The organism is Xanthobacter sp. SG618, assembly GCF_012932745.1.
Taxonomy (GTDB): Bacteria; Pseudomonadota; Alphaproteobacteria; order Rhizobiales; family Xanthobacteraceae; genus Xanthobacter; species Xanthobacter flavus.
Genome location: NZ_JABBHL010000004.1, coordinates 334,137 through 361,008 on the forward strand (window position 1 = coordinate 334,137; position 26,872 = coordinate 361,008).

The 26,872-nt window shown below is 67.4% G+C and carries 22 protein-coding genes; 19 read left to right on the forward strand and 3 right to left on the reverse strand.

Annotated features, from left to right (window positions below):
- Positions 1 to 2 precede the first annotated feature (2 nt).
- Complete coding sequence (locus FHT36_RS13575) at positions 3 to 914, reverse strand: LysR family transcriptional regulator (protein ID WP_169123025.1); 912 nt, start codon at positions 912 to 914, stop codon at positions 3 to 5.
- 124 nt (positions 915 to 1,038) lie between these two features.
- Between FHT36_RS13575 and FHT36_RS13580 the strand changes: the two genes are divergently transcribed.
- Positions 1,039 to 1,956, forward strand: coding sequence for an SMP-30/gluconolactonase/LRE family protein (locus FHT36_RS13580; RefSeq protein WP_169123026.1), 918 nt, complete (start codon positions 1,039 to 1,041; stop codon positions 1,954 to 1,956).
- 72 nt (positions 1,957 to 2,028) lie between these two features.
- On the forward strand, positions 2,029 to 3,399 hold the full coding sequence (locus FHT36_RS13585) for an NAD-dependent succinate-semialdehyde dehydrogenase (RefSeq protein ID WP_169123027.1): 1,371 nt from the start codon (positions 2,029 to 2,031) through the stop codon (positions 3,397 to 3,399).
- Positions 3,400 to 3,415: 16 nt separating this feature from the next.
- On the opposite strand, the gene FHT36_RS13590 is transcribed toward FHT36_RS13585, so the two are convergent.
- Positions 3,416 to 4,087 carry a GntR family transcriptional regulator gene (locus FHT36_RS13590; protein WP_169123028.1) on the reverse strand — a complete coding sequence of 224 codons (672 nt, stop codon included), beginning with the start codon at positions 4,085 to 4,087 and terminating at the stop codon, positions 3,416 to 3,418.
- A gap of 162 nt (positions 4,088 to 4,249) precedes the next feature.
- Here FHT36_RS13590 and FHT36_RS13595 point away from each other — a divergent pair, with 162 nt between their 5' ends.
- From FHT36_RS13595 to FHT36_RS13625, 7 genes are all read left to right on the forward strand, one after another.
- Entirely contained in the window at positions 4,250 to 5,131 is an 882-nt protein-coding gene (locus FHT36_RS13595; RefSeq protein ID WP_169123029.1) for a fumarylacetoacetate hydrolase family protein, read from the forward strand.
- Positions 5,132 to 5,162: 31 nt separating this feature from the next.
- On the forward strand, positions 5,163 to 5,999 hold the full coding sequence (locus FHT36_RS13600) for a polysaccharide deacetylase family protein (RefSeq protein WP_169123030.1): 837 nt from the start codon (positions 5,163 to 5,165) through the stop codon (positions 5,997 to 5,999).
- Between the two features lie 84 nt (positions 6,000 to 6,083).
- Positions 6,084 to 7,031: an amidohydrolase family protein gene (locus FHT36_RS13605; RefSeq protein WP_169123031.1), complete on the forward strand. Its 948-nt coding sequence runs from the start codon at positions 6,084 to 6,086 to the stop codon at positions 7,029 to 7,031.
- Positions 7,032 to 7,119: 88 nt separating this feature from the next.
- Positions 7,120 to 8,502: an MFS transporter gene (locus tag FHT36_RS13610; RefSeq protein ID WP_169123032.1), complete on the forward strand. Its 1,383-nt coding sequence runs from the start codon at positions 7,120 to 7,122 to the stop codon at positions 8,500 to 8,502.
- Between the two features lie 91 nt (positions 8,503 to 8,593).
- Positions 8,594 to 10,081: an aldehyde dehydrogenase gene (locus FHT36_RS13615; protein WP_169123033.1), complete on the forward strand. Its 1,488-nt coding sequence runs from the start codon at positions 8,594 to 8,596 to the stop codon at positions 10,079 to 10,081.
- 497 nt (positions 10,082 to 10,578) lie between these two features.
- Positions 10,579 to 12,021 carry an MFS transporter gene (locus tag FHT36_RS13620; RefSeq protein WP_348644454.1) on the forward strand — a complete coding sequence of 481 codons (1,443 nt, stop codon included), beginning with the start codon at positions 10,579 to 10,581 and terminating at the stop codon, positions 12,019 to 12,021.
- 78 nt (positions 12,022 to 12,099) lie between these two features.
- Positions 12,100 to 12,903 carry a 1,6-dihydroxycyclohexa-2,4-diene-1-carboxylate dehydrogenase gene (locus FHT36_RS13625; RefSeq protein ID WP_169123034.1) on the forward strand — a complete coding sequence of 268 codons (804 nt, stop codon included), beginning with the start codon at positions 12,100 to 12,102 and terminating at the stop codon, positions 12,901 to 12,903.
- A gap of 18 nt (positions 12,904 to 12,921) precedes the next feature.
- On the opposite strand, the gene FHT36_RS13630 is transcribed toward FHT36_RS13625, so the two are convergent.
- Positions 12,922 to 13,863 (reverse strand): LysR family transcriptional regulator, encoded by a 942-nt coding sequence (locus tag FHT36_RS13630; protein ID WP_169123035.1) that lies wholly within the window; start codon positions 13,861 to 13,863, stop codon positions 12,922 to 12,924.
- A gap of 163 nt (positions 13,864 to 14,026) precedes the next feature.
- Here FHT36_RS13630 and FHT36_RS13635 point away from each other — a divergent pair, with 163 nt between their 5' ends.
- From FHT36_RS13635 to FHT36_RS13680, 10 genes are all read left to right on the forward strand, one after another.
- The gene (locus tag FHT36_RS13635) at positions 14,027 to 15,211 is read left to right on the forward strand and encodes a muconate/chloromuconate family cycloisomerase (RefSeq protein WP_169123036.1); all 1,185 of its coding nucleotides are present in this window, start codon (positions 14,027 to 14,029) and stop codon (positions 15,209 to 15,211) included.
- 102 nt (positions 15,212 to 15,313) lie between these two features.
- Entirely contained in the window at positions 15,314 to 16,672 is a 1,359-nt protein-coding gene (locus FHT36_RS13640; RefSeq protein ID WP_169123037.1) for a Rieske 2Fe-2S domain-containing protein, read from the forward strand.
- Positions 16,669 to 17,157 carry a benzoate 1,2-dioxygenase small subunit gene (gene benB, locus FHT36_RS13645; protein ID WP_169123038.1) on the forward strand — a complete coding sequence of 163 codons (489 nt, stop codon included), beginning with the start codon at positions 16,669 to 16,671 and terminating at the stop codon, positions 17,155 to 17,157. Before FHT36_RS13640 ends, benB begins: the two co-directional genes overlap by 4 nt.
- 32 nt (positions 17,158 to 17,189) lie before the next feature.
- Positions 17,190 to 18,212: a benzoate 1,2-dioxygenase electron transfer component BenC gene (gene benC, locus FHT36_RS13650; protein ID WP_169123039.1), complete on the forward strand. Its 1,023-nt coding sequence runs from the start codon at positions 17,190 to 17,192 to the stop codon at positions 18,210 to 18,212.
- Positions 18,213 to 18,266: 54 nt separating this feature from the next.
- The gene (locus tag FHT36_RS13655) at positions 18,267 to 19,601 is read left to right on the forward strand and encodes an MFS transporter (protein WP_169123040.1); all 1,335 of its coding nucleotides are present in this window, start codon (positions 18,267 to 18,269) and stop codon (positions 19,599 to 19,601) included.
- 106 nt (positions 19,602 to 19,707) lie between these two features.
- Positions 19,708 to 20,637, forward strand: a complete 930-nt coding sequence (gene catA / locus FHT36_RS13660; RefSeq protein WP_169123041.1) for a catechol 1,2-dioxygenase — start codon at positions 19,708 to 19,710, stop codon at positions 20,635 to 20,637.
- A 54-nt stretch (positions 20,638 to 20,691) separates the two neighbouring features.
- Entirely contained in the window at positions 20,692 to 21,969 is a 1,278-nt protein-coding gene (locus FHT36_RS13665; protein WP_169123042.1) for a GTPase, read from the forward strand.
- Between the two features lie 86 nt (positions 21,970 to 22,055).
- Positions 22,056 to 23,594, forward strand: a complete 1,539-nt coding sequence (locus tag FHT36_RS13670; protein ID WP_169123043.1) for a dynamin family protein — start codon at positions 22,056 to 22,058, stop codon at positions 23,592 to 23,594.
- 155 nt (positions 23,595 to 23,749) lie between these two features.
- A complete protein-coding gene (gene tkt, locus FHT36_RS13675) occupies positions 23,750 to 25,804 on the forward strand; it encodes a transketolase (RefSeq protein ID WP_169123044.1) in 2,055 nt (684 codons plus the stop codon).
- A gap of 31 nt (positions 25,805 to 25,835) precedes the next feature.
- The gene (locus FHT36_RS13680; protein ID WP_169123045.1) at positions 25,836 to 26,795 is read left to right on the forward strand and encodes a D-2-hydroxyacid dehydrogenase; all 960 of its coding nucleotides are present in this window, start codon (positions 25,836 to 25,838) and stop codon (positions 26,793 to 26,795) included.
- Positions 26,796 to 26,872: the final 77 nt, after the last annotated feature.

The window sequence follows — 26,872 nt, forward strand, 5'->3', positions numbered from 1 at the left end:
CCTCAGACGTCGGCCTCGCTGCGGAACGTGTGCTTCGCATCGAGGTCGGCGACGATCTTCATCACCGAATCCTTGATGATCTGCGAGGAGCGCGACAGCCGTCGCGTGCGCGAATAGCCGAGCGCGAGGCGACGGAAGATCCCTTTCGGGCCAATGGGATGGAGCGTGACCTCCCCGCTCCGGGCTTCCTCGTAGAGGATCGAGCGCGGCAGGATCGTCGTCGCGATTCCCTGGCGCACCATCAGGCGGATCGTCTCGATAGAATTGAGTTCGAGCATCACCGTCACCAGCGGCCCCTTGTGGCCGAGCAGGTTGTCGATGATGGTCCGGATGCCCTGGGACATGACCAGAGGCGTGGTGGCCAGCTCGTCGAGCGAAATCGGCCCCGCCTTCCGCGATCCGCGCACGGCGACGAACATCATCTCCTCCGAGACCAGATGCTCGATGATCATCCGCCGCGTGGGGGCGGGCTCGGTGAGCACCGCCAGATCGAGACGCCCCTCGTCCAGCCAATCCATCAAAGGCTGGCTGTAGGCCTCGCTGATGGTGAGGTCGATGCGCGAATAGTCCGACCGGATGATCGAGACGAGGTCCGGCGCCACACGCGGACAGATGGTCGGCACGAGCCCGAGCGCGCAGGTGCCGCCGGGGCTTCCGGCCGAGCCGCGCACCTCGTCCTTGGCCCGCTGAACCTCGCGCAGAATCGTCTTGGCGTGCTCGAACAGTTCGCGCCCCTGATCGGTGAGATGAATACCGCGGCTTTCCCGGATCAGAAGTTGCGCGCCGAGTTCATCTTCGAGCTGCCGGACCTGACGGCTGAGCGCCGGCTGCGCCACGTTGAGATGCTGCGCGGCCCGCGTAATGCTCCCGAGCTCGGCGATTTTCGCGAAATAGTTCAAGGCCCTGAAGTCCAAGGCGGTCCCCTCCTGGAGCGGCATGGCGAGCCATGCCGAAATTGTATTTAACAGCGCGCCCCCATCAGGAATAGGTCTTTCTTCGAGGCCCGTCCACCGACGGTCTTTCGAATGGAGTCTTTCGATGCTGTTCCCCAATCCAGTTGAGCGTCTTGTCGCCGAAGTTCACTACCAGCTTCCCGAGAAGTGGCGGAAGAAGAGCCGCACCGCCTGGTCTGATCCGAACCGGGCCAATGCCGAAGTGGACAGCTTCCTCGAAGGCCCTTCGTTCGACCGCGACGGAAACCTCTTCTTCGTGGACATCCCCTATGGCCGCGTCTTCCGGCTGACGCCCGGCGGCGACTGCGATCTGGTCTGCCAGTATGACGGCTGGCCGAATGGCCTGAAGATCCACAAGGACGGCCGCATCTTCATCTGCGACTACAAGGCGGGCCTGCTGCTCCTCGATCCCAAGACCGGCGTCATCGAGCCGTTCCTGGCGTCGCGCAACAGCGAGGCCTGGAAGGGCCTGAACGATCTGGTGTTCGCCGCCGACGGCACGCTCTACTTCACCGACCAGGGCCAGACCGGCATGCACGACCCGACCGGGCGCGTCTACCGGCTCGACCCCAATGGCAAGCTCGACATGCTGCTGGGCAACGTGCCGAGCCCCAACGGCCTCGTGCTCAACATGAAGGAAAACCGCCTCTACCTCGCCGTCACCCGTCAGAACGCCGTGTGGCGTTGCCCCATCATGACGGATGGCACCATGTCCAAGGTCGGCACCTACATCCAGCTTTCCGGCGGCCACGGCGGCCCGGACGGCATGGCGCTCGACGAGGAAGACGCGCTGATCGTGTGCCAGCTCGGTGTCGGCGTGTGGCGCTTCGATTCCGACGGCATGCCGACGCACCTCATCACCGGCCGCGTGGGACATCATCTGACCAACGTCGCCTATGGCGGCAAGGACAACAAGACGCTGTTCATCACCGAGGCCGATACCGGAACGATCCTCAAGGTCGAAATGCCGGTCGCGGGCAAGAAGATGTACTCGCACACCTGAGCGAGACCACGCCTCTACAGGTGGCGGGGCGTCCCCGCCACCTCGTCCTTCTCCTGCGATGAAGCCATAACCATGATCGTTTCCGTCAATCCCTATACCGCTCAGGAAATCGCCCGTTTCGAGGAGCACTCGGATGCGCAGATCGAGCAGGCGCTCGCCGAGGCGGTGGCGGCCCAGCGCGCCTGGCGCAAGACGTCGTTCGCCGAGCGTTCCAAGCTGCTGGTGTCGATGGCGAAAGTGCTGCGGGCGAACAAGTCCGAGTACGGAAAGATGATATCGCTGGAGATGGGCAAGCCCATCGCCGAGGCCGTGGCGGAAGTGGAGAAGTGCGCGCTGAACTGCGACTTCTACGCAGAGAATGCCCCCCGGTTCCTGGAAGACGAGGTCATCGCGACCAATGCCTCGGACAGCCGCGTGGTGTTCGATCCGCTCGGCGTCGTGTTCGCCATCATGCCGTGGAACTATCCCTTCTGGCAGTATTTCCGCTTTGCGGCGCCCGCCTTCATGGCCGGTAACGGAGCGGTCCTAAAGCACGCGAACAATGTGCCCCAGTGCGCCAAGGCCATCGCCGAAATCGTCGCGGAAGCCGGCGCCCCGGCCGGACTGCACCAGACCCTGCTCATTCCCCCGTCCAAGGTCGAGCGCCTGATCGCGGATGATCGCATCGCGGCGGTCACGCTCACCGGCTCCACCGGCGTCGGCGCCATCGTCGCGGCGCAGGCCGGCAAGGCGCTGAAGAAGCAGGTACTCGAACTCGGAGGGTCCGATCCCTTCATCGTCCTCGCCGACGCCGATGTGTCAGCCGCAGCCGAAGTCGCGGTGAAGGCGCGTTTCATCAATGTCGGCCAAAGCTGTGTGAACGCGAAGCGCTTCATCGTCGAGGAGAGCATCGCGGACGCCTTCGTCGAGGCGTTCTGCGCGGCCGTCGCCCGCCTGAAGATCGGCGATCCCATGGCCGCCGACACCAATATCGGCCCCATGGCCCGCGCCGACCTTCGCGCGACGCTGCACGATCAGGTCGAGCGTTCGGTTGCTGCCGGTGCCGTGCTGCGCGCGGGGGGCAAGGCGGTGGAAGGTCCCGGCTTCACCTATGAGCCGACCATCCTCGACCACGTCACGCCCGAGATGCCGGCCTTCAACGAGGAAACGTTCGGCCCCGTCGCGGCAATCATCCGCGTGAAGTCTGCCGAGGATGCGATCGCGTACGCCAACGACACCGAGTTCGGCCTCGGCGCGGCGATCTGGACGCGGGATGTGGCGAAGGCCGCGGTTTACGCACGCCAGCTCGATGCCGGCGCGGTCTTCATCAACGGCATGGTGGCCTCGGACCCGCGCCTGCCGTTCGGCGGTATCAAGCGTTCGGGATACGGCCGGGAACTCGGGTCCTACGGCATCCGCGAGTTCACCAACACCAAGACGGTGTGGACCGGGCCCGCCCGCTAGGGCCCGACTTCACACGTCACATGCCGTCCTGGCGCAGGGCCGCGCGGACCAGCCGCGCGGTCAGCCGGAAATGCTCCATGAGCAGCTCCACGGCCTCGTTCTCGCGCCGCGCGATGGCGGCCTGCGCGATGGCCCGGTGCTCGTCCTGCTCGTTGCGGCCGGCACGCGGGACGGTTCGCGCCGCATGGCGGTAGCGTTCCGCCGCGACATACAGCTGCGTACAGAAATCATTGATCCAGGACGATCCCGACGCCGCCACCAGCGCCGCATGGAAGGCGCCGTGGGCCTGCTCCCAGGCGGGATTGCGCTCGGTCGTGTCGTCGGAGAGATAGCGCGGGATGGCTTCCAGCCGCTGAAGGGCCGCGGTCACCCCCTCTTCCCAGGCGAGGCCCCCGCTGCGGATCGAATTGCGCAGCCCGACCTCGTTGGCCCAGCACCGCGCCAGGATCAGTTCGTCGAGGTCCTGGAGGGTGACCGAGTGGACCCGGAACCCGCGCTGGTCGCGATGATCCAGCAGCCCCTCGCTGGCGAGCCGGTTGAGCGCCTCGCGGACCGGGCTGGCGCCGATGCCATATTGATCGCAGATGGTGCGGATCTTGAGCTTGGCGCCCGGCTTGATCGCCCCGTTGATGATATCGCTCCGCAGCCGTCCATAGGCCTCGCTGGCCAGGGTTGCGCTCTTCGTCATCAACAGTGCCGCGCTCCGTTCTTCGCCTGCGAAGCTTGGATGATCACAGCCGCTTCGTAAAGCCTAAATGATCGATAATATTGCGATGCACAATCAAAAAATCGATATTTTTATTGACGGACTCAGAAAATCGATATTTTTTGGCGGCCAGGAGAACTGCCGATGAAACTGGTCACTTTTGTTCGCAAGCCGTCCGCCGATCAGCACCTGGGTGTGGTGCTCGATGACGCCGTGTTCGACCTCACGGCGACCGGCAAGCCTGAATTTGAGAGCATGCTCTCGCTGATCCGTGCCGGCGCCGTCGATGCCGCGAAGGCTCTGGCTGAGGCGGCCCGCGGGGCGCCGGGCCTCGTCCCGCTGGAAGACGTCACGCTGCTGGCGCCGATCCCGCGCCCGGCCAAGAACATCTTCTGCGTCGGCCGCAACTACATCGATCACGTCACCGAGGGCTACAAGGCGCGCGGGCTGGACCTGAAGCTGCCGGAGTTTCCCCAGTTCTTCTCCAAGCCGCCGACGACCGTCATCGCCACCGGCGACACCATCCCGCTGCACGAGGGCATCACCAACCTGCTCGACTACGAGATCGAGCTCGCCATCGTGATCGGCCGCGACGGCCGCGATATTTCGGCTGCCGACTGGCGGAAATACGTGTTCGGCTACACCGTGCTCAACGACATCACCGGCCGCGACCTGCAGCGGCGCCACGACCAGTGGTTCAAGGGCAAGGGCCTCGACGGCAGCTGCCCCATCGGCCCCTGCATCGTAACCGACGACGCCATCGCCGATCCGCAGAAGCTGGACCTGTGGCTGGAAGTGAACGGCGAGCGCCGCCAGTCCGCCAACACCTCCCAGATGATCTTCGACCTGCCGCGCATCGTCGAGGATCTGTCCCGCGGAATGACGCTGGAAGCCGGCGACATCATCGCCACCGGCACGCCCTCCGGCGTCGGCTATGCCATGACGCCGCCCCACCCGCTTCAGCGGGGTGACCTCGTGACCTGCCATATCGAGGGCATCGGCACGCTCCAGAATCGTATCGGCTGAACGAACCGCGACACTTGAAAGGGCGCGCCGCATGACCGCAGCAACCTCCACCCCCGTCGCCTGGCCCCTGGATCGTCCGCTCGCCCTTTCGGTCAGCGTGATGCTCGAAGCCTGGAGCGACGATTCCGCGCCGGGCATCGGCCCCATGGGCAACCCGCTCAAGGCTGGCGTGCTCGACCTGCAGGGCCGCTCCTGGGCGGACTATGGCCCCAAGGTTGGCACCTGGCGCATCCTCGACGCGCTCGCCGCTGCCGACGTGAAGGCGGTGTTCTACGTCAGCGGCATCCTCGCCGAGCGCTACCCGGACCTGATGAAGGCCATCGTCGCGGCCGGGCATGACATCGCCGCCCATGCCTGGGCGCAGAACATCGTGCCGGCCTACCAGACCGAGGCCGAGGAGCGCGCCGACCTCCTGCGCTGCATCTCCACCCTCGAGGCGACCTCGGGCCGCCGCCCGGCGGGCTGGATCAGCCCGCGCTGCACCCCCAGCGCCGTCACCTCCGCTTTGCTGGCGGAGCAGGGTTTCGCCTGGCATTCCGACATCTTCGACACGGACGTGCCCTACAAGCTGGAAACCCTGCGCGGCAGCGTCGTCGGCGTCCCGTTCACCATGGAGGTGAACGACATGCCGCTCTACATCCGCTACGGCAACGAGCCGCGCGCCTTCACCCAGATCCTGGAGCGCCTGCTCTCGCAGTGGCCGGATGCCCCCAAGCGCCCCTGCTGCCTGGACATCACCGTGCACGCGCACGTGTTCGGCCGCCCCTACGGGATCATCGAGCTGATCGAGTCGCTGCGCCTCGCCCGCCGCTACGAGGCGCTGGCGCGTCTGACCACCCACGCCGAACTCGCCGCTCTGTGTGCCTGAGTCACGCCCCCGCGCCGGCACCGCTGGCGCGGGGGATGGCGGGCCAGAGCTTTCGACACGCATCCGAGCAGCAGGAGGCGCGCCATGGCTGCGCCAGGGCCGGTCGTTGCCATCGAGGAGCATTATCTCGATGCGGAGGTGTATGCCATCGCTGGCGGCGCCGGCGGCAGCCTCGCCACCCGCATGCGCGATCTCGGTGCTCGGCGCCTGCGTGAGATGGACGAGGCGGGCGTCGACATCCAGGTGCTCTCCCATGCGCCGCCCGGGCTTCAACGGGTTCCGGCGGCTTCGGCGGCGGACGTCGCCCGACGCGCCAACGACCGGCTCGCCGAGGTGGTGGCCGCGCACCCGTCCCGCTTCGCGGCCTTCGCCTCGCTGCCCACGTCCGTGCCCGATCAGGCGGCGCAGGAACTGGAACGCACGGTGCGGGAGCTGGGCTTCAAGGGCGCCATGATTCACGGGACGACGGACGGGCTCTTTCTGGACGACGCGCGCTTCTGGCCGATCCTCGAGCGGGCCGAGGCGCTGGATGTGCCGCTCTACATCCATCCGGCCCTGCCGATGGCTGCGGTGCGGCAGGCCTACATGGGGAAATATGCCGAGACCCACCCGACCTTCGCCACGGCCGCGTGGGGCTTCACCATCGAGACCGGCACCCATGCCATGCGCCTCGTCCTGTCGGGCGCGCTGGAGGCGTTTCCCCGTCTCCAGCTCATTCTCGGGCACCTCGGCGAGGGGATCCCGTTCCTCATGGCCCGCATCGACGAGGCCCTGAGCCGCGACACGCCGACGAAGGCCTTCCGCAAGCTGTTCACCGACCATTTCCACGTGACGACGAGCGGCTTCTTCTCCGACCCCGCGCTTGCCTGCTGCATCGCGGAGATGGGCGTGGAGCGCATCCTGTTCTCCATCGACTGGCCCTTCGTGGAGAACGCGCCGGGCGTGGACTGGCTGCGGAAGTTCGAGCTGGGCGACGCCGACAAGGCGAAGATTTTCGGCGGCAACGCCAAGAGGCTGCTGAAGCTGGCGTGAAGACCGGCCGCAGCGAGGACGCGTGCCGGCGATCGGCGCGCTCCCTCATCAAGAACACAGATCAAAGCAATGCCGGGGAGGTGATTGGATGAAGAACATCAGTATGGGCAAGGCCGACAGCGCGCATGCGGAGGTGATCCGCGACGTCGCCGCGCGCATCGAGCGCCTGCCGTTCTCGCGCTGGCACCTGAAGGCCCGCATCCTGATCGGGACGGCCACCTTTTTTGACGCGTTCGACGCGCTCACCATCGCCCAGGTGCTGCCGGTGCTGCGGCCGCTCTGGAAGCTCAGCGGGCCGCAGGTCGGCTTCCTGATCTCGACCGGCTATCTCGGCCAGCTTGTCGGCGCGCTGGTGGCCGGCATGTGCGCCGAGCGCTTCGGCCGCCTGCCGACCATGATCGGCGCCATCTGCATCATGTCGGTGATGAGCCTCGCCTGCGCGTTCGCCTCCGACTACGAGACGCTGCTCGTCTTCCGCACCATCCAGGGCCTGGGCCTCGGCGCACAGGTGCCGATCGCGGCGGTGTACATCAGCGAGATCGCCAAGGCGCACAAGCGCGGACGCTTCTTCATCCTCTACGAATGCGTCTTCACCTTCGGGCTGTTCGCCTCCGGCCTGATCGGCTCCTTCGTGGTGCCGCACCTCGGTTGGCAGGCCATGTTCTTCATCGGCGTCCTGCCGATCATCATCGGCGTGAGCCTCGGCTTCCTGCTGCCGGAATCGCCCCGCTGGCTCGCGAGCCGCAACCGTGTGGCGGATGCACAGGCCGCCATGGCGCGCATCGAGAGCGAGATCGAGGCCTCCACCGGCCAGAAGCTCGCGCCGCCCACCGAATGGGTGCCCGCGGACCCGCGTCGATCGTCCTGGCGTGACCTGGTCGGTCCCGACTACATCAGGCGCACCGTGGTCGTGTGGGTGATCTGGTTCTCCACCTTCCTCATCACCTACGGTCTCGGCACCTGGCTGCCGACCCTGTACCGCAGCGTGTTCAACCTGCCGCTCGACACCGCGCTGCGCTTCGGCACCATCGGCAGCCTGATGCAGCTGGCCGGCGGACTGACGGCGGGCTTCGTTATCGACCGGATCGGCCGGCGCAGGCTGTTCATGGTCGCCCTGTTCGGGGCCGCGGCGGCGCTCCTCTCCATCTGGTTCGTGGGCCTCACGTCGGTGCCCCAGTTCGTGGTGCTCAGCGGCATCGCCTATTACTTCGCGGGCCTGTCGGTGCTCGGCATCTATCTCTACACGCCGGAGATCTACCCCACCCGCGCCCGGGCCATCGGCACCGCCCTCGGCACCGCCTGGCTGCGGCTGGCCTCCATGGTTGGCCCGCTGATCGTGGGCTTCTTCGTGGCCGATGGCATCGGCATGGTGTTTCTCGTCTTCGCGGCAGCCGCGATCATCGCAGGCATCGTGGTCTCGGCGCTGGCCATCGAGACCACCAACCGGTCGCTCGAAGACATCTCCCGCTGAAACCGGCGCCGGCCAGCCCGTGATGGGGCTGGCCGGTGCACTGCCGTGTCCGGCTTCCTTCGGGCATGGCCACCGATGAGGAAGGCCCGCCATGGGAACAGCATCGCTCGATCTCGTCACCACCCGCTGGTCCTCGACGAACGCCGAGGACCGCTTTCCCGTCGACAATCCGGCCACCGGCGACGTCTTCGCCATGGTGCAGGGCGGGGGGGCGACGGAAGTGGACGCGGCGGTGAGGTCGGCCCACGCGGCCTTTCTCGGCTGGCGGCGGGTGCCTGCGCGCGAGCGCGGGCTTGCCCTTCTCCAGGCCAGCCGCAAGCTCGCCGAACATGCCGACGAACTTTCCGAGCTGCTCTGCCGCGAGAACGGCAAACCCGTTCGTGACGCCAAGGCCTTCGACGTCTCCGCCCTGATCCACGCCTTCGCCTATTTCGGCAGCCTCGCCGACAAGATGAGCGGCGAGACGCTGGACATGGGCAACGTCTATTCGGTCACGGTGCGCGAGCCCTATGGCGTCGTGGCCGGCATCATCCCCTTCAACTGGCCGCCCATCCACACCGGCGCGAAGATCGCGCCGGCGCTCGCCGCCGGAAACACCATCGTCCTGAAGCCGGGCGAGCAGGCGCCGCTCACCATCATGCGCATCGTCGAGATCATCAACGCGGTGCTGCCGCCCGATCTCGTGCACGTGGTGCCCGGCCCCGGCGCCACCGGCCGGGCGCTCACGGCGCATCCGCTGATCCGCAAGATCTCCTTCACAGGGGCTCCCTCCACCGGCACGGCGGTGCTGAAGGCGGCGGCGGAGCGGCACGTGCCGGTGCTGTTGGAACTCGGGGGCAAGAACCCCTTCATCGTGTTCGAGGATGCCGATCTCGACCGCGCCGTGCGCGATGCGGTCGATGCGGCCTTCTTCAACAAGGGCGAGGCCTGCACTGCCGGCTCGCGCATCCTCGTCCACGCCGACATCCACGACGCCTTCGCCGAGCGCTTTGCCGCATTCGTCCGCCGGCTCCGGCTGGGCGAGGGAACGGACCCGAAGGTCCATGTCGGCCCGCTGATCTCCAAACCCCAGCAGCAGAAAGTCCTGGACTATATCCGGATCGGCCTGGAGGAAGGCGCTACCATCCTCGCGCAGGCTCCGATGCCGCAGGAGGAGCGGCTGCGGAACGGCTATTTCGTCCAGCCCACCGTCTTCACCGGCGTCGCGCCCCACATGCGGATCGCGCAGGAGGAGATCTTCGGCCCCGTCACCGCGCTGATGGCCTTCCGCACCGAGGAGGAGGCCATCGCCATCGCCAATTCCACCGACTTCGCGCTGGTGGCCGGCATCTATTCACGCGATCAGGCCCGGGCGAACCGGGTGGCCCGGGGGGTGGAGGCGGGGATCGTCTTCATCAACAATTACAACCGCGGCGGCAACGGCACCCCTTTTGGCGGCACCAAGTCCAGCGGCTACGGGCGCGAGCGGGCAGCGATGACGCTGAACGAATTCACCTATGTGAAGGCCCTGCGCATCCCCACCGGCTTCGGCGACGTGCCCCAGTGGAGCGCGCTCGACGATATCGCCGAGACCCATTAGGCCGCGAATCCGTCCGACATGAGAATGGTGCCCCCGCCCGTATGGGGCGGGGGATTGGTCAAGTGCGTGCGCCCGGACGAAGCCTTTCCCGCGCGCCGCGACCGACTTCAGCCAACCCACCACCACCACCGCGCAGGACCACGCCATGCCCTTCGTGCGCCAAGTAGGGCAGGCTGAGGCGCGGCTGATGCCGCAGCACAAATCGCGTGAGATTGCTTCGGCGGAAAGCACCGAACAACCGGCACCTAAGCCAAAATATTGCAGCGCAATATTGAGTGTTACAGGCAAGACAACCATGCGGTGTCGCGCCCGCTGTATACTCAATAAGTATCGAAAAATACCCAGTTGATCTTAGAGAATGCGCGCCGGCGCGTATAGCTTCACGCTGCGGCCATACCCGGACTGGAAGCGCTCCCCTCCAAACCGGAACACCATGGCGGCACCTCGCCTGAACCCGGCCCGCATGTCTGTTCCCGCCTCGGCAGGGCAACCGACAGGTGGGCATCGGGGGTCAACCTGTCGCTGACGGCGTCCCTCGGACGAGGTCGCAGCGATCAGCAACAAGCAAAACCATTGAGGAAAGCCCGATGCCAAACCGCCTTCCGCTCACGCGGGATGTCAAGGAGATCATCGACGCCGGATCGATGACCGCTGGCCGGTGGGCCGTGGTCGGACTGTGTTTCGTCATCGCCCTGCTCGACGGATTCGACACCCAGTCGATTGCCTTCATCGGGCCGGCCATCGCGCAGGACTTCAAGATGAATCCTGCCGACATGACCTGGGTCATCACGGCAAGCATCATCGGCATGGCGATCGGCGCCATCGGGCTCGGCAGCTTCGGCGACCGCTTCGGGCGCCGCAAGGCCATCATGATCGCGATCGCTTTGTTCGGCGCCTTCTCGCTGGCGGGCGCCTACGCGACCTCGCCCACGCAGATCATCGTGCTGCGCTTCCTGATCGGCCTCGGCATGGGCGGCGCCACGCCCTCCGTGCTCGCGCTGACCGGCGAGTACAGCACGGCGCCCAAGCGCGGGTTGATGATTACCGCCGTGCTGCTCGGCCTGCCCGCCGGCGCCATGCTGGGCGGCCTCATCGCGGCCAGCTGGCTGCCCGTGCTCGGCTGGCGGGGCATCTTCCTGCTCGGCGGCGCGCTTCCGCTCGCCTTGCTGGTTGTCATCTACGCCCTCCTGCCGGAATCTCCCGCCTTTCTCGTGTCCCGCAACAAGGCCGGCGACCAGGATCTGGCGCGGCGCCTCCTCGGCCGCATGACCGGCCAGATCGTGCCCGCCGATGTGCAGATCATCAGCCCCGTCCAGGTGGAGAAGGGCGCGTCCATCGCCGGACTGTTCGAGGCGCGCTATCGCGGTGTCACGCTGGCGATTTCCGCGATCTACCTGTTTAACTGGATCGCCTGGTTCCTGCTGCTGCAGTGGCTGCCCACCGCACTGACCACGCTGGGCCTCGAGAAGGCGCAGGCGGCGTATGGCACGGTCACGGTCAATGCCGCGTTCATCGCCATGGCTTTGCCGCTGTCGGCGCTCCTCCCCAAGGTTGATCCGCGCAAGCTCCTGACGCTGATGTTCATGGTCGGCATTGCCGTGGCGATCGGCCTCGGCCTTGCGGGCGACCGGTGGCCGGTGGTCTTCACGCTGATTGCCCTTGCCGGCTTCGGCATCGGCGGCCAGCAGCTCGTGCTGAACTACCTGATCGCCAACGCCTATCCCACGCAGCTGCGGGCCACGGCCACCGGCTGGGGCATCGGCATCGGCCGTTCGGGCGCCATCGTCGGCTCGGCGGTCGGCGGTCAGCTCCTGTCCGGCGCCGGTCCTTCGGGATATTTCATGGCGCTGGCGATCCCCCTCGCGCTGGCCGCGTTCGCCACTCTCACGGTGCGCAGGACGTCCAGCGACGGCGCCGCCGTGCCGGTTGCCTCGCATTGAGTGCGCGCCTGCGGGGCCTCCAGCGGCCCCGCAGGCCAAAGCCCGTCTTAGATCCAGCCGCACAGAAGGGGAAAACCCGTGTCGGACCAGACCGCCCGCCCTCAACGCTTCGCAGGCAAGAGCCTTGTCGTCACCGGCGCAGCCCAGGGCGTCGGCAAGCAGGTTGCGCTGGACGCCGCCGCCGAGGGAGGCCGCGTGCTGGTGGTGGACCGCTCGCCCATCGTCGCAGAGGTCGCCGCCGAGATCGAGGCGGCCCATGGCGCGGGGCGCGCCGTGGCGATGGTGGAGGATCTCGAGACCTACGCCGGCAACGATCGGGTGATGGCGCAGGCCGACGCCGCCTTCGGCAAGATCGACGTTCTGGTGACCAATGTGGGCGGCGCCATCTGGATGCGGCCCTTCCAGGAGTTCGACGAACGCCAGATCACGGCGGAGATCAGCCGCTCCCTGTTTCCCACCCTGTGGGGCTGCCGCACCGCTTTGCCCTACATGCTGCGCGAGGGGCGCGGGGCGATCGTGAACGTGTCGTCCATCGCCACCAAGGGCATCAACCGCATCCCCTATTCGGCTGCGAAAGGCGGCGTGAACGCCCTCACCGCCTCCCTCTCCTTTGAGCTCGCCAGCACGGGCATCCGGGTGAATGCCGTCGCGCCAGGCGGGGTTTCGGCGCCCCCCCGCCGCGTGCCGCGCGGCACGGATCCCATCTCCGAGCAGGACAAGGCGTGGATGCAGGAGGTGGTCGACCAGACCCTGCGCGCGACCCATCTCGGCCGTTATGGCGAGCTTGCGGAGATCGCCGCCGCGATCCTCTTCCTGGCCTCCGATGATGCGTCCTACATCACGGGAACCGTGCTGCCCGCGGGCGGCGGCGACCAGGGCTGACAGGCGGCAGGGCCGGGCCTATTCGGCGAAGGACGGCCGCGTCGGCAGATTGTGCTCGGCGCTGAGCCAGGAGGGGTTCTCCGCATACATCTCCTTGATCACCTCCTTCACCAGATCGATGTAGGGCGACGTATCGCCCACCCGGTGATAGAGGATGACGGGAGAGGTGGCGCGTTCCCCTTCGAGCAGCCGGTAGTGCACATCGCTGCGCATCTGCCGCGCCGATGAGGGAATGACGCACAGACCGGTTTCGGCGGCGACGAGGCCGAGCGCGGTCTGGATTTCGCGCACCTCATGCACCTCCGCCGGCCGGACATCATGCCCGTGCAGCAGATTCAGCACCTGGTCCGCATAGCCGGGGCGCGGCTCCTTGGGATAGACGATGAGCTTCTGGCCGGTCAGCGCGCCGATGGGCAGGGGCGCGCTGTCCTGCGCCAGCGGCGTGTCCCGGGGAATGGCGACGGTCAGGCGCTCCTCGCGCAGCACGATTTCCACCACGCCGGAATCGCTGTGGTGCAGGCGCCCGAAGCCGATGTCGATGCGCCCCTCCTTCAGCGCCGGAATCTGCTGAATGGACATCATCTCCAGCACCTGAATCTCGATATCCGGCGCCCGGTGCCGCAGCTTGCGCACCAGCGAGGGCAGCCCGCCATAGAGGGTGGACGCCACGAAGCCGATGGACAGCACGCTGTTCTGGTTCAGGCCCACGCGCCGCGTCGCCGCGCGCATCTGGTCGACCCGTCCCAGCACCTGCAAGGCCTGCTCGTAGAACAGCCGGCCCGCCTCCGTCAGCCGCACCGGACGGCTGTTGCGGATGAGGAGCGCGACGCCCAGTTCGTCCTCCAGCGCCTGGATTTGGCGACTCAGAGGGGGCTGGGCGATGTTGAGCTGCTGGGCGGCACGGGTGAAATTGCGCTCCCGCGCAACCCCAACGAAATACCGAAGCTGGCGAAGATCCATCCCACGCCCCCTCCGCGGGCACAATTTTTATGGTCGTTTACGGTATGCTGCGGTGCGGCAAGCTGCCGTTCCATTACATTTTTTCCGACATAATACCCACTGAGTATAATTGTAAACACAAAAGGTTTTGGACGGCGGGGCCCGTCATCCGCAAGGTGTCGCCATGAACGCGACCTTTGCACATCCCGTCCCGACCTCAGCTCCTGCCCGCGCCGTCATCGAGCGGGTGGAGACGGCGCTGATCGACCTTCCGACCATCCGGCCGCACAAGCTTTCGGTCGCGACCATGAACGGCCAGACGCTGATGCTGGTGCGCGTTCTGTGTAGCGACGGGGTGGTGGGCATCGGCGAGGGAACCACCATCGGCGGCCTCGCCTATGGCGGCGAGAGCCCGGAGAGCATGAAGCTCGCGGTCGATACCTATTTCGCGCCCCTGATGGTGGGCCAGGACGCCACCGCCGTGCGCGCGATGATGCTGCGCATCGGCAAGATGGTGAAGGACAACCGCTTCGCGAAGAGCGCCGTCGAGACCGCCCTTCTCGACGCGCAGGGCAAGCGGCTGGGACAGCCGGTGAGCGAACTCCTGGGCGGTCGCCTGCGCTCCCGCCTGCCGGTGGCGTGGACCCTCGCATCGGGCGACACCGCAAAGGACATCGCCGAGGCGGAGAAGATGCTGGAACTGCGGCGCCACCGCATCTTCAAGCTGAAGATCGGCGCGCGGACGCCGGCCGCCGACGTCGCCCATGTCGCGGCCATCAAGCGCGCGCTCGGAGACCGCGGCGCGGTGCGGGTGGACGTCAACATGGCCTGGAGCGAGACCGAGGCGGCCTACGGCATGGCCGCACTCGCCGATGCCGGCTGCGAGCTGGTCGAGCAGCCCGTCGCCACCGCCGCCGGACTGGCGCGGCTGGTGCGCCGCTTCCCGGTGGCGCTGATGGCGGACGAGTCGCTACAGGGGCCGGAGAGCGCCTTCGAGATCGCGAGACATGCCGGCGCCGACGTGTTCGCCATCAAGATCGAGCAGAGCGGCGGCCTGTTCCAGGCCCAGCGTGTCGCCGCCATCGCCGATGCGGCCGGAATCGGCCTCTATGGCGGCACCATGCTGGAGGGCGCGGTGGGCACCATCGCCTCGGCCCAGCTGTTCTCCACGTTCGTCAATCTCCAGTGGGGCACCGAGCTGTTCGGACCGCTGCTGCTGACCGAAGAAATTCTCGCCACGCCCCTCACCTACGCGGACTTCGAGCTGACCGTGCCTGCGGGACCGGGCCTCGGCATCGCGCTCGACGAGGATCGCGTGGACTTCTTCACCCGGGGCCGGCCCCGCAAGACTACGAGCGTCGCCGTGTAGGGCGCGCCGGATAGGTTCAACAATTTGCACGAACGCGCAGCCGGCCCCGGGCGATCTCCGCCCCGACGCCGGCGAAGCGCAGCATCTCGAGGGAGGATAGCCATGTCAGCGACCGCCGAAAGGACCCGCGATCTCGACCGCCTGCTCGCCACTGCCGTGGTGGACGACAAGGAGGCCGGCGTCTTCCGCTGCCGCCGCGACATCTTCACCAACGAAGATCTCTTCGAGCTGGAGATGAAGCATATCTTCGAGAGCAACTGGGTGTATCTGGCCCATGAGAGCCAGATACCGGAGAACAACGACTATTACACCACCTCCATCGGCCGCCAGCCGGTGGTGGTGACGCGGGACAAGGCGGGCGAGCTTCACGCCGTCATCAATGCCTGCGCCCATCGCGGCGCGCTCCTGTGCCGGCGCAAGCACGGCAACAAGGGCAGCTTCACCTGCCCCTTCCACGGCTGGACCTTCTCCAACACCGGCAAGCTGCTCAAGGTGAAGGACGAGAAGACCACCCAGTACCCGCCCCAGTTCGCCAAGAACGGCTCCCACGATTTGAAGCGCGTGCCGCGCTTCGAGAGCTATCGCGGCTTCCTGTTCGGCAGCCTGAACGAGGACGTGGCGCCACTCGCCGACTATCTCGGCGAGACCAGGGCTATCATCGACCTGATCGTCGATCAGGCGCCCAACGGCCTCGAAGTGCTGCGGGGGAACTCGTCCTACATCTATGACGGGAACTGGAAGCTGCAGATGGAGAACGGCTGCGACGGCTATCACGTCAGCTCCGTTCACTGGAACTATGCGGCGACCATGGGCCGCCGCAAGGTGGAAGGCACCAAAGCGGTCGACGCCAACGGCTGGAGCCGTTCCGTCGCCGGCGTCTACGGCTTCGACAACGGCCACATCCTGCTGTGGACCAACACGATGAACCCCGAGGTGCGCCCGGTCTACGGCCACCGCGAGGAGATCGCCGCCCGTGTCGGCCAGGAGCGTGCGGACCTCATCGTCAACCAGACCCGCAATCTGTGCCTCTATCCCAACGTGTTCCTGATGGACCAGTTCAGCACGCAGATCCGCGTTGCGCGGCCCATCAGCGTGGACAAGACGGAGATCAGCATCTTCTGCTTCGCCCCCAAGGGCGAAAGCGCGGAGGACCGGGCGCTGCGCATCCGCCAGTATGAGGACTTCTTCAACGTCTCCGGCATGGGAACGTCGGACGACCTCGAAGAATTCCGCGCCTGTCAGGTGGGCTATGCCGGCATCTCCGCCCTGTGGAACGACCTGTCCCGTGGCGCGCCCCTGTGGATCGAAGGTCCCGACGAGAACGCCAGGCGCCTGGGCATTCGCCCGCTCTTGTCCGGCGAGCGCAGCGAGGACGAAGGCCTGTTCGTGCGCCAGCACGAATACTGGGCGAAGGTGATGCGCGAGGCCGTGTCGCCCCGCGAGACGGGAGTTGCGGCATGAGCATCTCCCTCGAAGCCGCCCGCGCCTTCCTCTATCGCGAGGCGCGCCTCTTGGACGACCGCGCGTGGGACGAATGGCTCACCTGCTATGCGCCCGATGTCACCTACTGGATGCCCGCCTGGGATGACGACGACCGGCTCACCGAAGATCCGCAGTCGCAGATCTCGCTGATCTACTATGCCGATCGCGACGGGCTGGAAGACCGCGTCTTCCGCATCAAGACCGAACGCTCCGGCGCCTCCACGCCGGAGCCGCGCACCAGCCACAACGTGACCAATGTCGAACTCCTGGCCACGCGGCCAAGCGAGGTCGACCTCCGGTACAATTTCCACACCCTCAGCCACCGCTACAAGGTCACGGACCAGTTCTTCGGAACGATGTTCGTCACCCTGCGCGAGGATCAGGGGCAGATCATCATCTCGGCCAAGAAGATCGTTCTGAAGAACGACTACATCCGCCAGGTCATTGACGTCTATCACGTCTGACAGGCATCGATAGCCGGCCCAGGGAGGGTTCCATGTCCAGCCATACCATTGCGCTCAATTTCGAGGATGGCGTCACGCGCATCATCGATTGCAAGGCCGGCGAAAAGCTGCTCGACGCGGCGTTCCGCAACAAGATCAACCTGCCCATGGACTGCTCCGACGGGGTTTGCGGAACCTGCAAGTGCCGCGCCGAAAGCGGCGCGTATGATTTAGGCGAAGACTATATCGAGGACGCCCTGACCGCCGACGAGGCGGCGCAGGGGCTGGTGCTGACCTGCCAGATGGTGCCGTCCAGCGACTGCATCATCGCCGTGCCCGTCAGCTCGCTCTCCTGCAAGACAGGGCTACAGAAGTTCGCCGCGACGGTGGCGCAGGTGAGCCTTCACAACGACGCAGCGGTCATCCTGGAACTGGACGTGGACGGCCCGGCGCCCGCCTTCCTGCCGGGCCAGTACGTCAACATCGACGTGCCCGGCACGTGCCTCACCCGCGCCTACTCCTTCTCCTCCGCACCAGGCGAGACGCGCATCTCCTTCCTCATCAAGAGGATTCCCGGCGGGCTCATGAGCTCCTGGCTGGCACGGGCAAAGCCGGGCGAGAGGCTCACGCTCAGCGGCCCGCTGGGCAGCTTCTATCTGCGCGACACAAGCGCGCCGCTGCTCTTCCTCGCCGGGGGCACGGGCCTCGCGCCCTTCCTCTCCATGCTGGAAGTGCTCGCCCGCGCCGGCTCGCAGCAGCAGATCCATCTCGTCTACGGCGTGACCCGCGATCTTGATCTCGTGCTGGTGGACGCGCTCGAAGCCTACACACCGCGCCTGCCGGGCTTCAGCTTCACCACCGTGGTGGCCGACGAGGCTTCGGCCCATCCGCGCAAGGGATGGGTCACCCAGCATATGCCCGACGACATGCTCCGCGCGGCGCCGGGCGTCTATCTGTGCGGCCCCCCGCCCATGGTCGACGCGGTGCGCCGTCATTTCGAGGCGACGGGCGTGACACCCAACTGCTTCCACTACGAGAAATTCACGCCCAACGCGCCGCTAAAGGAGAGCGCCTAGGGCTCGCGCCAGCGAACAAGATCAACGTGCAAAAGCACTCCGGGGAGGAAACACATGCGAAACATCGATATCACGGATGCCATCGACAAGGCGCCGTTCGGGCGCTTCCAATGGATGGTGGCCGCGCTCTGCGGGCTGCTCCTGGTGGTGGATGGCTATGACGTCTTCGTCGCCGGCACGGTGCTGCCCGCCCTGATGAAAGAGTGGGGCCTCAGCAAGCCGCAGGCCGGCACGCTTCAGGCCTGGGCGCTGTTCGGCATGATGTTCGGCGCGCTCGTCTTCGGTCCCCTCGCGGACAGGATCGGCCGCAAGAAGGGCATCGCCATCTGCTTCCTCCTTTTCACCACATCCACCCTGCTTGCCGGCTTTGCCAATTCGCCGACCCAGTTCGGCATCTTCCGGTTCATCGCCGGTCTCGGCTGCGGCGGCCTGATGCCGAATGCGGTCGCGCTGATGAACGAATATGCGCCGAAGCGCCTGCGCAGCACCATGGTGGCCGTCATGTTCTCCGGCTATTCGGTGGGCGGCATGGTGGCGGCCGGTTTCGGCATCGGGCTCATCCCGCAATTCGGCTGGAAGCCCATGTTCTTCATCGCCGCCGTACCCCTGCTCCTGCTGCCGCTGGTGCTGTGGAAGCTGCCGGAATCCCTCGGCTTCCTCCTCCGCCAGGGCAAGGAGGCCGAGGCCCGCGCGATCTGGGCGAAGGTCGCCCCCTCCGCCCGGCTCGAGGCCTCCGACAGGCTGGTGTTCACCGAGAGCAAGAGCGCGTCCGCCTCGGTCATCGAGCTGTTCCGCGACCAGCGGGCGGTGAGCACCGTGATGCTGTGGGCCGCCTTCTTCTGCTGCCTGCTGCTGGTTTACCTGCTGTCGTCCTGGCTGCCCAAGGTCCTGCAGGAAGTCGGCTATGCCGAGACCGCCAGCCTCCTGAGCCTCTTCTCGCTCAATTTCGGCGGCATGCTGGGGGCCATCCTCGGCGGACGGCTCGGCGACCGCTTCGGCCTGCCGCGGGTGGTGGTCGGCTTCTTCACCGCCGCCGCCGTGTCCATCGCGCTCATCGGCTTCGGCCTTCCGGCGCCCCTGCTGTTCGTGATGGTCTTCATCGCGGGCGCCACCACCATCGGCACGCAGATCCTGCTCTATGCCAGCGTGGCGCAGCTCTACAACCTGTCGATCCGGTCCACCGGCCTGGGCTGGGCCTCGGGCGTGGGCCGCATCGGCGCCATCGTCGGGCCGACGCTGGGGGGCGTGCTGCTGGCCCAGGAGCTGCCGCTGCAGCAGAACTTCCTGATCTTCGCGGTGCCCGCGGCGCTCTCGGCCCTCGCCATGCTGGTGTTCGCGGTGAACGCCGCGCGCCGCACCGCGACAGTCACCGCAGTCGCGACGGCCTAGGGAGTGGCCCCGCCTCGATCGGGCACGAGGACACCTGAACAAGATCACCGGCGCAATGGGCGAATTGAAGCCCGCGCCACCAGAAAGCGAAATGGAGGACACGAGGATGGGCGTGAAGATTTTCAACGGCAAGGACGTGCAGGACTTCCTGCGGATCATCGCTAATCTGGACGGTGCCGGCGGCAACGAGCGGGCCAAGCAGGTGGTGCACCGCATCGTCTCCGATCTGTTCAAGACCATCGAGGATTTCGACCTGACCCCGGATGAGGTCTGGCTCGGCATCAACTATCTCAACAAGCTCGGCTCGGAGGGCGAGGCGGCGCTGCTGGCGGCCGGTATCGGCCTTGAACACTACATCGACATGCGCCTCGATGCCGAGGATGCCGAGCTCGGCATCACCGGCGGCACGCCGCGCACCATCGAGGGACCTCTCTACGTGGCCGGCGCCCCCGAGCAGAAGGGCAAGGCGCGCCTCGACAAGAATCCCGATCCCGACGCCGGCCCCCTGCGCATCCACGGCCGCGTCACCGGTCCGGACGGCGCTCCGGTGGCGGATGCCCTGGTGGAAGTCTGGCATTCGGATTCCAAGGGCTTCTACTCGCATTTCGACCCCACGGGCCGGCAGAGCGAGTTCAACCTGCGCGGCGCGATCCGCACCGGCGCCGACGGGCGCTATGAGGTGCTCACCCGGATGCCGGCCTCCTATGGCTGCCCGCCCTCCGGCGCCACGCAGACCCTGCTGAACCAGCTCAACCGCCACGGCAACCGCCCGGCCCACGTGCACTTCTTCGTCACCACGGACAGCTTCCGCAAGCTGACGACGCAGTTCAACATCGAGGGCGATCCGCTGATCTGGGACGACTTCGCCTTCGCCACCCGCGAGGGTCTCATCCCCCACGTGGTGGAGCGCACCGGCGGCCAGGCGGTCGGCTTCGAGGAGGACGGCTATCGGGATATCGAGTTCAACATCGAACTGACCCCGAAGGTCGCCGGCAAGGACAACCAGATCGTCGAGCGCGCCCGCGCCGCGGCCTGAGCGAAAACCGGCGGCAGCGCGAATGCTGCCGCCGGACACGCACGGGAAGCCACGATGCCCGACGGCTCTCTTAGACAGCCCGCCACACGCGCCCACCCGGCGCGGTGGCGCGACGTGCTCTGCGTCCTGTCGCATCGGGAAGGCGACCTCGCGCGCCTCGATGAACTGGCGGCGGCGGATGCCCCCGTCGTCACCGTCATCGGCAAGTACAATCACGGCAAGAGCCGGCTCCTCAACGAGCTGATGCGGCGGGACGCCTTCGCCGTGGCCGACCGGCGCCAGACCGTCCAGCTGGCCGAGTGCCGGCACGCCGGCGTGCGCTGGCTCGATGCGCCCGGGCTGGATGCGGACGTGGCCGGGGAGGACGACCGGCATGCGCTCCGGGCCGTCTGGCTGTCATCCGACATTCGCCTGTTCGTCCATGCCGCGCGCGAAGGCGAGCTGGACGCGGCGGAACGGGCGCTTATCGAGACGCTGCGCGCCGACAGCCAGCGCACCGGTCGCGAGACGCTGATCGTGGTCACGCAAGCGGACCAGATGGAAGACGACGACGCCCTCGGCCGCGTGGTGTCGGCCATCGCGGATCAGGTACCGGGCGCAGGCCTTCACGTCGTCTCCTCCACCCGGCATCGCCGGGGACTGGAGGACGGCAAAACCCTGCTGATCCAGCGCAGCGGGATTCCCGAGCTGGAGCGCGCTCTGGCGGACGCGCTCGCGCGGGTGCCGGCCGCGCGGGCTCACGAGACGCGCCTGTTGCTGGGCGAGATGCGCGCGGAACTTGGAAGTGTTCGGCGTGCCGCGGCTGAGACGCTCGCGTCCCTTCGGCAGCAGCAGGAAGCCCAGCGGCACGCCTTCGACGACGGGCTCAAGGCCCTGCTTGCGGCAATCGGCCAGGACATGGAGGAGGTCGTGGCACTCCCCGGCCCCGACCTCGCGCTGGTGGCCGACACGGGCCGCGATCGCTATGCCACGACCGCCGCGAAGCTGGAGCGCGCGCGCATCCAGGTGGCCTATTCGAGGGCGTGCATCCGCCTCGATGGGTTCCTCGCGGGTCACGGTGTCTCCAGCTTGCCGCAGGAGCAGCAGACCGCTGCCGGGAGCCTCAACACGGTCATGGTGGCGGTCATGGGCGTCTCGGTAAAATTCCGGGCGGACCTGCGCCGGATGTTCTGCGAGGCGTCGGGGCGGGCGCGGCTGCAGGCGGCCTTCGCGCACTATTTCGAGCTGTCGCGGTCGCAAGCGGTGCTGCGGGACAGGATCACCGAGACCGCCGCCGCGCTGGATGCGGCCGACCGTGCCCTCGCCGCCCTGCCGCCGGACGCCGCGCCATGAGGGCGGAGACGATGGACCGCGGTGGCCCCTCGCCGGCACGCAATGAGCCGTCAACACGCGCGGCTCTGTCCGAGGAACAGCTTTTCATGGCCGAGGCCGAGGCCGAGGCGGCCGCGCTCGGCTCGGAAGACCTTGGACCCGTGCTCGCCCGTCTGGACGGGTGGCTTTCAGGTCTGGGCACGGGCCTTGCCAGCGCCCGCCTCTCCATCGCAGCATCGCGGGAGGACAGCGAGATCGCCCGGCGCATCGCGGCGACGAATGCCGCTGTTGATGCTTGCGTCTCGGATGAGCCCCGGCAACGCGACGCGTTGCGCCCAGTCGAGGCGCTGGCGCGGAGCCTGGACCAGGCCGTTGTCCTGCTGGTGTTCGGCAAGTTCAATGCGGGCAAGAGTTCGCTCTGCAATCTCATGGCCGACCGCTTCGCCGCGCACGGCGCGGAAGTCGCGTTTTTTCAACTCGATGCCGACGGGCGCCTGGAGCCCTGCAACCGCTTTACGGAAGGTGCGACGGAGACCACATCGCGCATTCAGGGCATCCGGCTGGGCCAACGGCTGGTGCTGCTCGACACGCCCGGCCTCCATTCCGCCACCGGCGAGCACGCGGCGCTCACCCGCCGCTTCGCCGACTGCGCCGATGCGGTGCTGTGGCTCACCAGTTCCTCGACGCCGGGGCAGGTGCAGGAATTGGACGAGCTTGCCAGCGAATTGCGCCGCGCCAAGCCCCTGCTGCCGGTCATCACCCGCAGCGACCGCTATGAAGAAGACGAGATCGACGGCGCGCTGGTGAAGCTCATGCGCAACAAGCCGATGGCCGACCGCAGCGGGCAGGAGGCTGATGTGGCGGAGCGTGCGCGCGAAAAGCTCGCTGCGCTAGGGCTGGACGTGGCGCAACTGCGGCCGCCCGTATCGGTCTCCGTCCATATGGCCCGGGCGGAGGGAGAGAGCCCCGCTGCCATGGCGGCGGCGGGCATGGATCGTCTCTATGCCGCCCTGCAGTCCCTCGTTTCGCCGGCGCTGGCCTATCGGCGCCGCAAACCGGCCGAGGTGCGGCTGCGCCATCTGGACGAAACCGTCCTCGGCGGCCTGCAAGCTCTGCTGCGGCCCGCGCTGGAGCAGCTGAAGGCCGCGCTGAACGACGTGGCGGGCCAGCTCGAACATCGGAGCGCGCAGGTCCAGGAGGATGTGTGGCGCGCCGTCGTCCCCCGTCTCCCGGACCTGCTCGATGCCCACGCCCCTGAGCGGGATGCGGAGGGCGTCCGCCGCAACGTATCGCGCGCCCTGCAATCGGCGTGGGGCGAGGCACGGGACGCACACTTCCGCGACTTTCGCCTCGGCCGCGATGCGCAACCTGCTCCGTTCGAGCCCGCCACGGACATCGGCTTCGAGGAGATCATGATCGAGGTGGACGGTGGCCTCCAGTCCGCCGGGACGGACGCCACACGCCTCCACGCCGCTTTGGAGCGGGAGATCCGGGATTGGGTGGCCGTTGCGGCCGACCACGCGCGGGAAGAATGCGCCGCGACCCTTCGCGAGGTGATGGTAGGCGCCGAGCGCCTCGATGCCGTCCTTCCCGCCCACGAGGCGAGCCTTCGCGAGATCAGGAGTGACCTTCGCGCACCCGCTTAAGTGGCCCCAAATTCATCCGCGATGAACACAAGGCTCGGCAAATCCGCGGCGGGCCGGGCGCATCCATGAACCAGCTTCACCAATCGGTGTGTTTTTCGCGTTACCGGCCTTCGGCGGCTTTCGGCATCATCGCGCCCCTAAAAGACCAAGGCACGATGAGGAGACGACCCTTGACCGGCCAAGCCGCTGCCAAGACTGGCAATCCTGTTATTTCCACCACGTCCGGCGCGCCCCTCGCCGAGGCGCTCCAGCCTTTGGCGCACGCCATCCGCTTCCTGGCGGTGGACGCCATTCTCGCCGCCGGCGAAGGCCATCAGGGCGTTCCCCTCGGCATGGCCGAGATCGCAACGGTGCTCTACAGCCGTCACCTCAAGTTCGATCCCGCCGACCCGACCTGGCCGGACCGCGACCGGGTGGTGCTCTCCAATGGGCACGGCTCCACCCTGCTCTATTCGCTGCTGCACCTCACCGGCTATCACCACATCTCGCTGGACGCGGTGAAGAGCTTCCGTGAACTCGCCTCACCTTGCGCCGGCCATCCGGAATACGAGCCCGCCGCCGGCATCGAGACCACCACCGGCCCGCTCGGGCAGGGCATCGCCAACGCGCTGGGCATGGCCATCGCCGAAGCCCACCTCAACGCGCGCTTCGGCGACGACCTCATCGATCACCGCACCTGGGCCTTCGTCGGCGACGGCTGCCTGCAGGAGGGCGTGGGGCAGGAGGTGATCCAGCTCGCCGGCCACCTCAAGCTCGGCAAGCTCACCTTCTTCTGGGATGACAACGCCATCACCGACGATGGCTCCACCGAGCTGTCCATCTCCGAGAACGTGGCCGATCGCTTCCGCGTGGCCGGCTGGCACGTGGTGGAGATCGACGGCCACGACATCGAGGCCGTGGACGCGGCCATCACCGCCGCCAAGGCGGATCCCCGCCCCTCCATGATCGCCTGCAAGACGACCATCGCCCGCGGCATCCCCCGCCTCGAAGGCCAGCGCGGCGGCCATTCCGGCAAGCTGTTCCCCGAGGATCGCAGCCAGATGGCCGCGCGCTTCGGCTGGTCAGCCGGCAGCTTCGACATCCCCGCCGACATCGGCGCCGCCTGGCGCGCCACCGGTGCGGTGGGTGCGGAAACCCGCGCGGCCTGGCGCAACCGTCTGGCGGCCACCGGCAATGCGGTGCAGGACGAATTTCACCGCACCGTCTCCGGCACGCTTGCCGCCGGCTGGCGCGAGGCCATCCACGCCTACAAGGCGAAGATGGCGGCCGAGGAGAAGGCGGACTTCTCCATCGCCACCTCCGGCGACATCGCGGCGGCGCTCTACGAGGTGCTGCCCGACATCATGACCGCCTGCGCGGACCTTGAAGCGCCCACCAACCACAAGCGCCAGCTCTCCGCCTTCACAGCCAAGGACCGGGCCGGCCGCTACATCCATTGCGGCGTGCGCGAGCATGCCATGGGCTCGCTGGCCAACGGTATGGCCGCCCATGGCGGCGTCATCCCGCTCGCCGTCACTTACCTGCCCTTCTCGGATTACGAGCGCCCTGCCCTGCGCATGGCGGCGCTCATGGGGCTGCCGGTGAAGTTCGTGTTCAGTCACGATTCCATCGGCATCGGCAAGAATGGCCCCACCCACCAGCCGGTGGAGATCATCGCCTCGCTCCGCGCCATGCCGAACATGATGGTGCTGCGCCCGTGCGATGCCATCGAGGCGGCGGAGGCCTGGGAGATCGCGCTGGAGCATCGCACCGGCCCGGTGGCGATGATCTTCGCGCGCCAGTCCCTGCCGGCCTTGCGGCGCGATGGCGGCGCGGAGAACCGCTCGGCGCGCGGCGCCTATGTGCTCCAGGAGGCCGAGGGCGGCCCGCGCCGCGTCACCCTCATTTCCACCGGCTCGGAAGTGCAGATCGCCGTGGAGGCCCGCGCGCAGCTCCAGGCGGCCGGCATTCCCACTGCCGTCGTCTCCATGCCGTGCTGGAGCCTGTTCGAGGCGCAGGATGCCGCCTACCGCAAGGCGGTGCTGGGCACGGGCACCGTGCGCGTCGCGGTGGAAGCAGCGGTGAAGTTCGGCTGGGAGCGCTGGATCGGCGAGGATGGCGGCTTCGTCGGCATGACGGGCTTTGGAGCCTCCGGCCCGGCCGATGCGTTGTACCGGCACTTCGGCATCACCGCCGAGGCCGTGGCCGAGGCCGCGCGCGTGCGGCTCTGAGCCTGTCGCGACAATCGGAAAGAACAAGACCATGCACAAGATCGTCGTTCTCGACCGCGACACCATCGCGCCGGCGGTCCAGGTCCGCCGCCCCTCCTTTGCCCATGAATGGGTGGAATATGCGCGCACCAGCCCGAGCGAGGTGGTCGCCCGGGCCAAGGACGCCACCATCATCATCAACAACAAGGTGGACCTGCGCGCCGACACGCTGGCCCAGCTGCCGCAGCTGAAGCTCATCGCCATCGCCGCCACCGGCACCGATTGCGTGAACAAGACGGCAGCGGCCGCGCAGGGCGTGCCGACGGTGAACATCCGCGGCTATGCCAAGGCCACCGTGCCGGAGCACACCTTCGCGCTGCTGCTCTCCCTCGCCCGCTCCATCGTGCCCTACCGGCAGGAGGTGCTGGAGGGCGCGTGGCAGGCGGCGCAGCAGTTCTGCTTCTTCACGAACCCCATCGTGGACCTCGCCGGCCGCCGGCTCGGCATCGTCGGCGCCGGCGTGCTGGGCTCGCAGGTGGCGGGCATCGCGCGGGCCTTCGGCATGGACGTGGTGTTCTACGATCCCATGGCGAAGCCGGGCACGGCGGGCGTCGTCAGCCTCGACGAACTGATCGAGACCTCCCACGCCATCACCCTGCACTGCCCGCTGACCGACGAGACGCGCGGCATGTTCGACATGACCGCCTTCCGGCGCATGAAGAACCGGCCCATCCTCATCAACACCGCCCGCGGTGGGCTGATCGTGGAGGAAGACCTGGAGGTCGCCCTCGACGAAGGGCTGGTGAGCGCCGCCGGCCTCGACGTGACCCTCCCGGAGCCGCCCGCGCCCGACAGCGCCTTCATGCGGCTCGCACGGCGGCGCAATGTCATCTGCACGCCGCACATCGCCTGGGCCTCGCTGGAGGCCCAGCAGGCGCTGGCCGACCAGCTCATCGACAATGTCGAGAACTTCGTCGCCGGTAGCCCCACGAACGTGGTCTCGCCCGACTGAGGCGGCTCGCACCATTTCAGTGTTGGCAGAACGCCGGCCGGATCCCCTTCCGGCCGGCGTTTTCGTTTGCCCCTGGC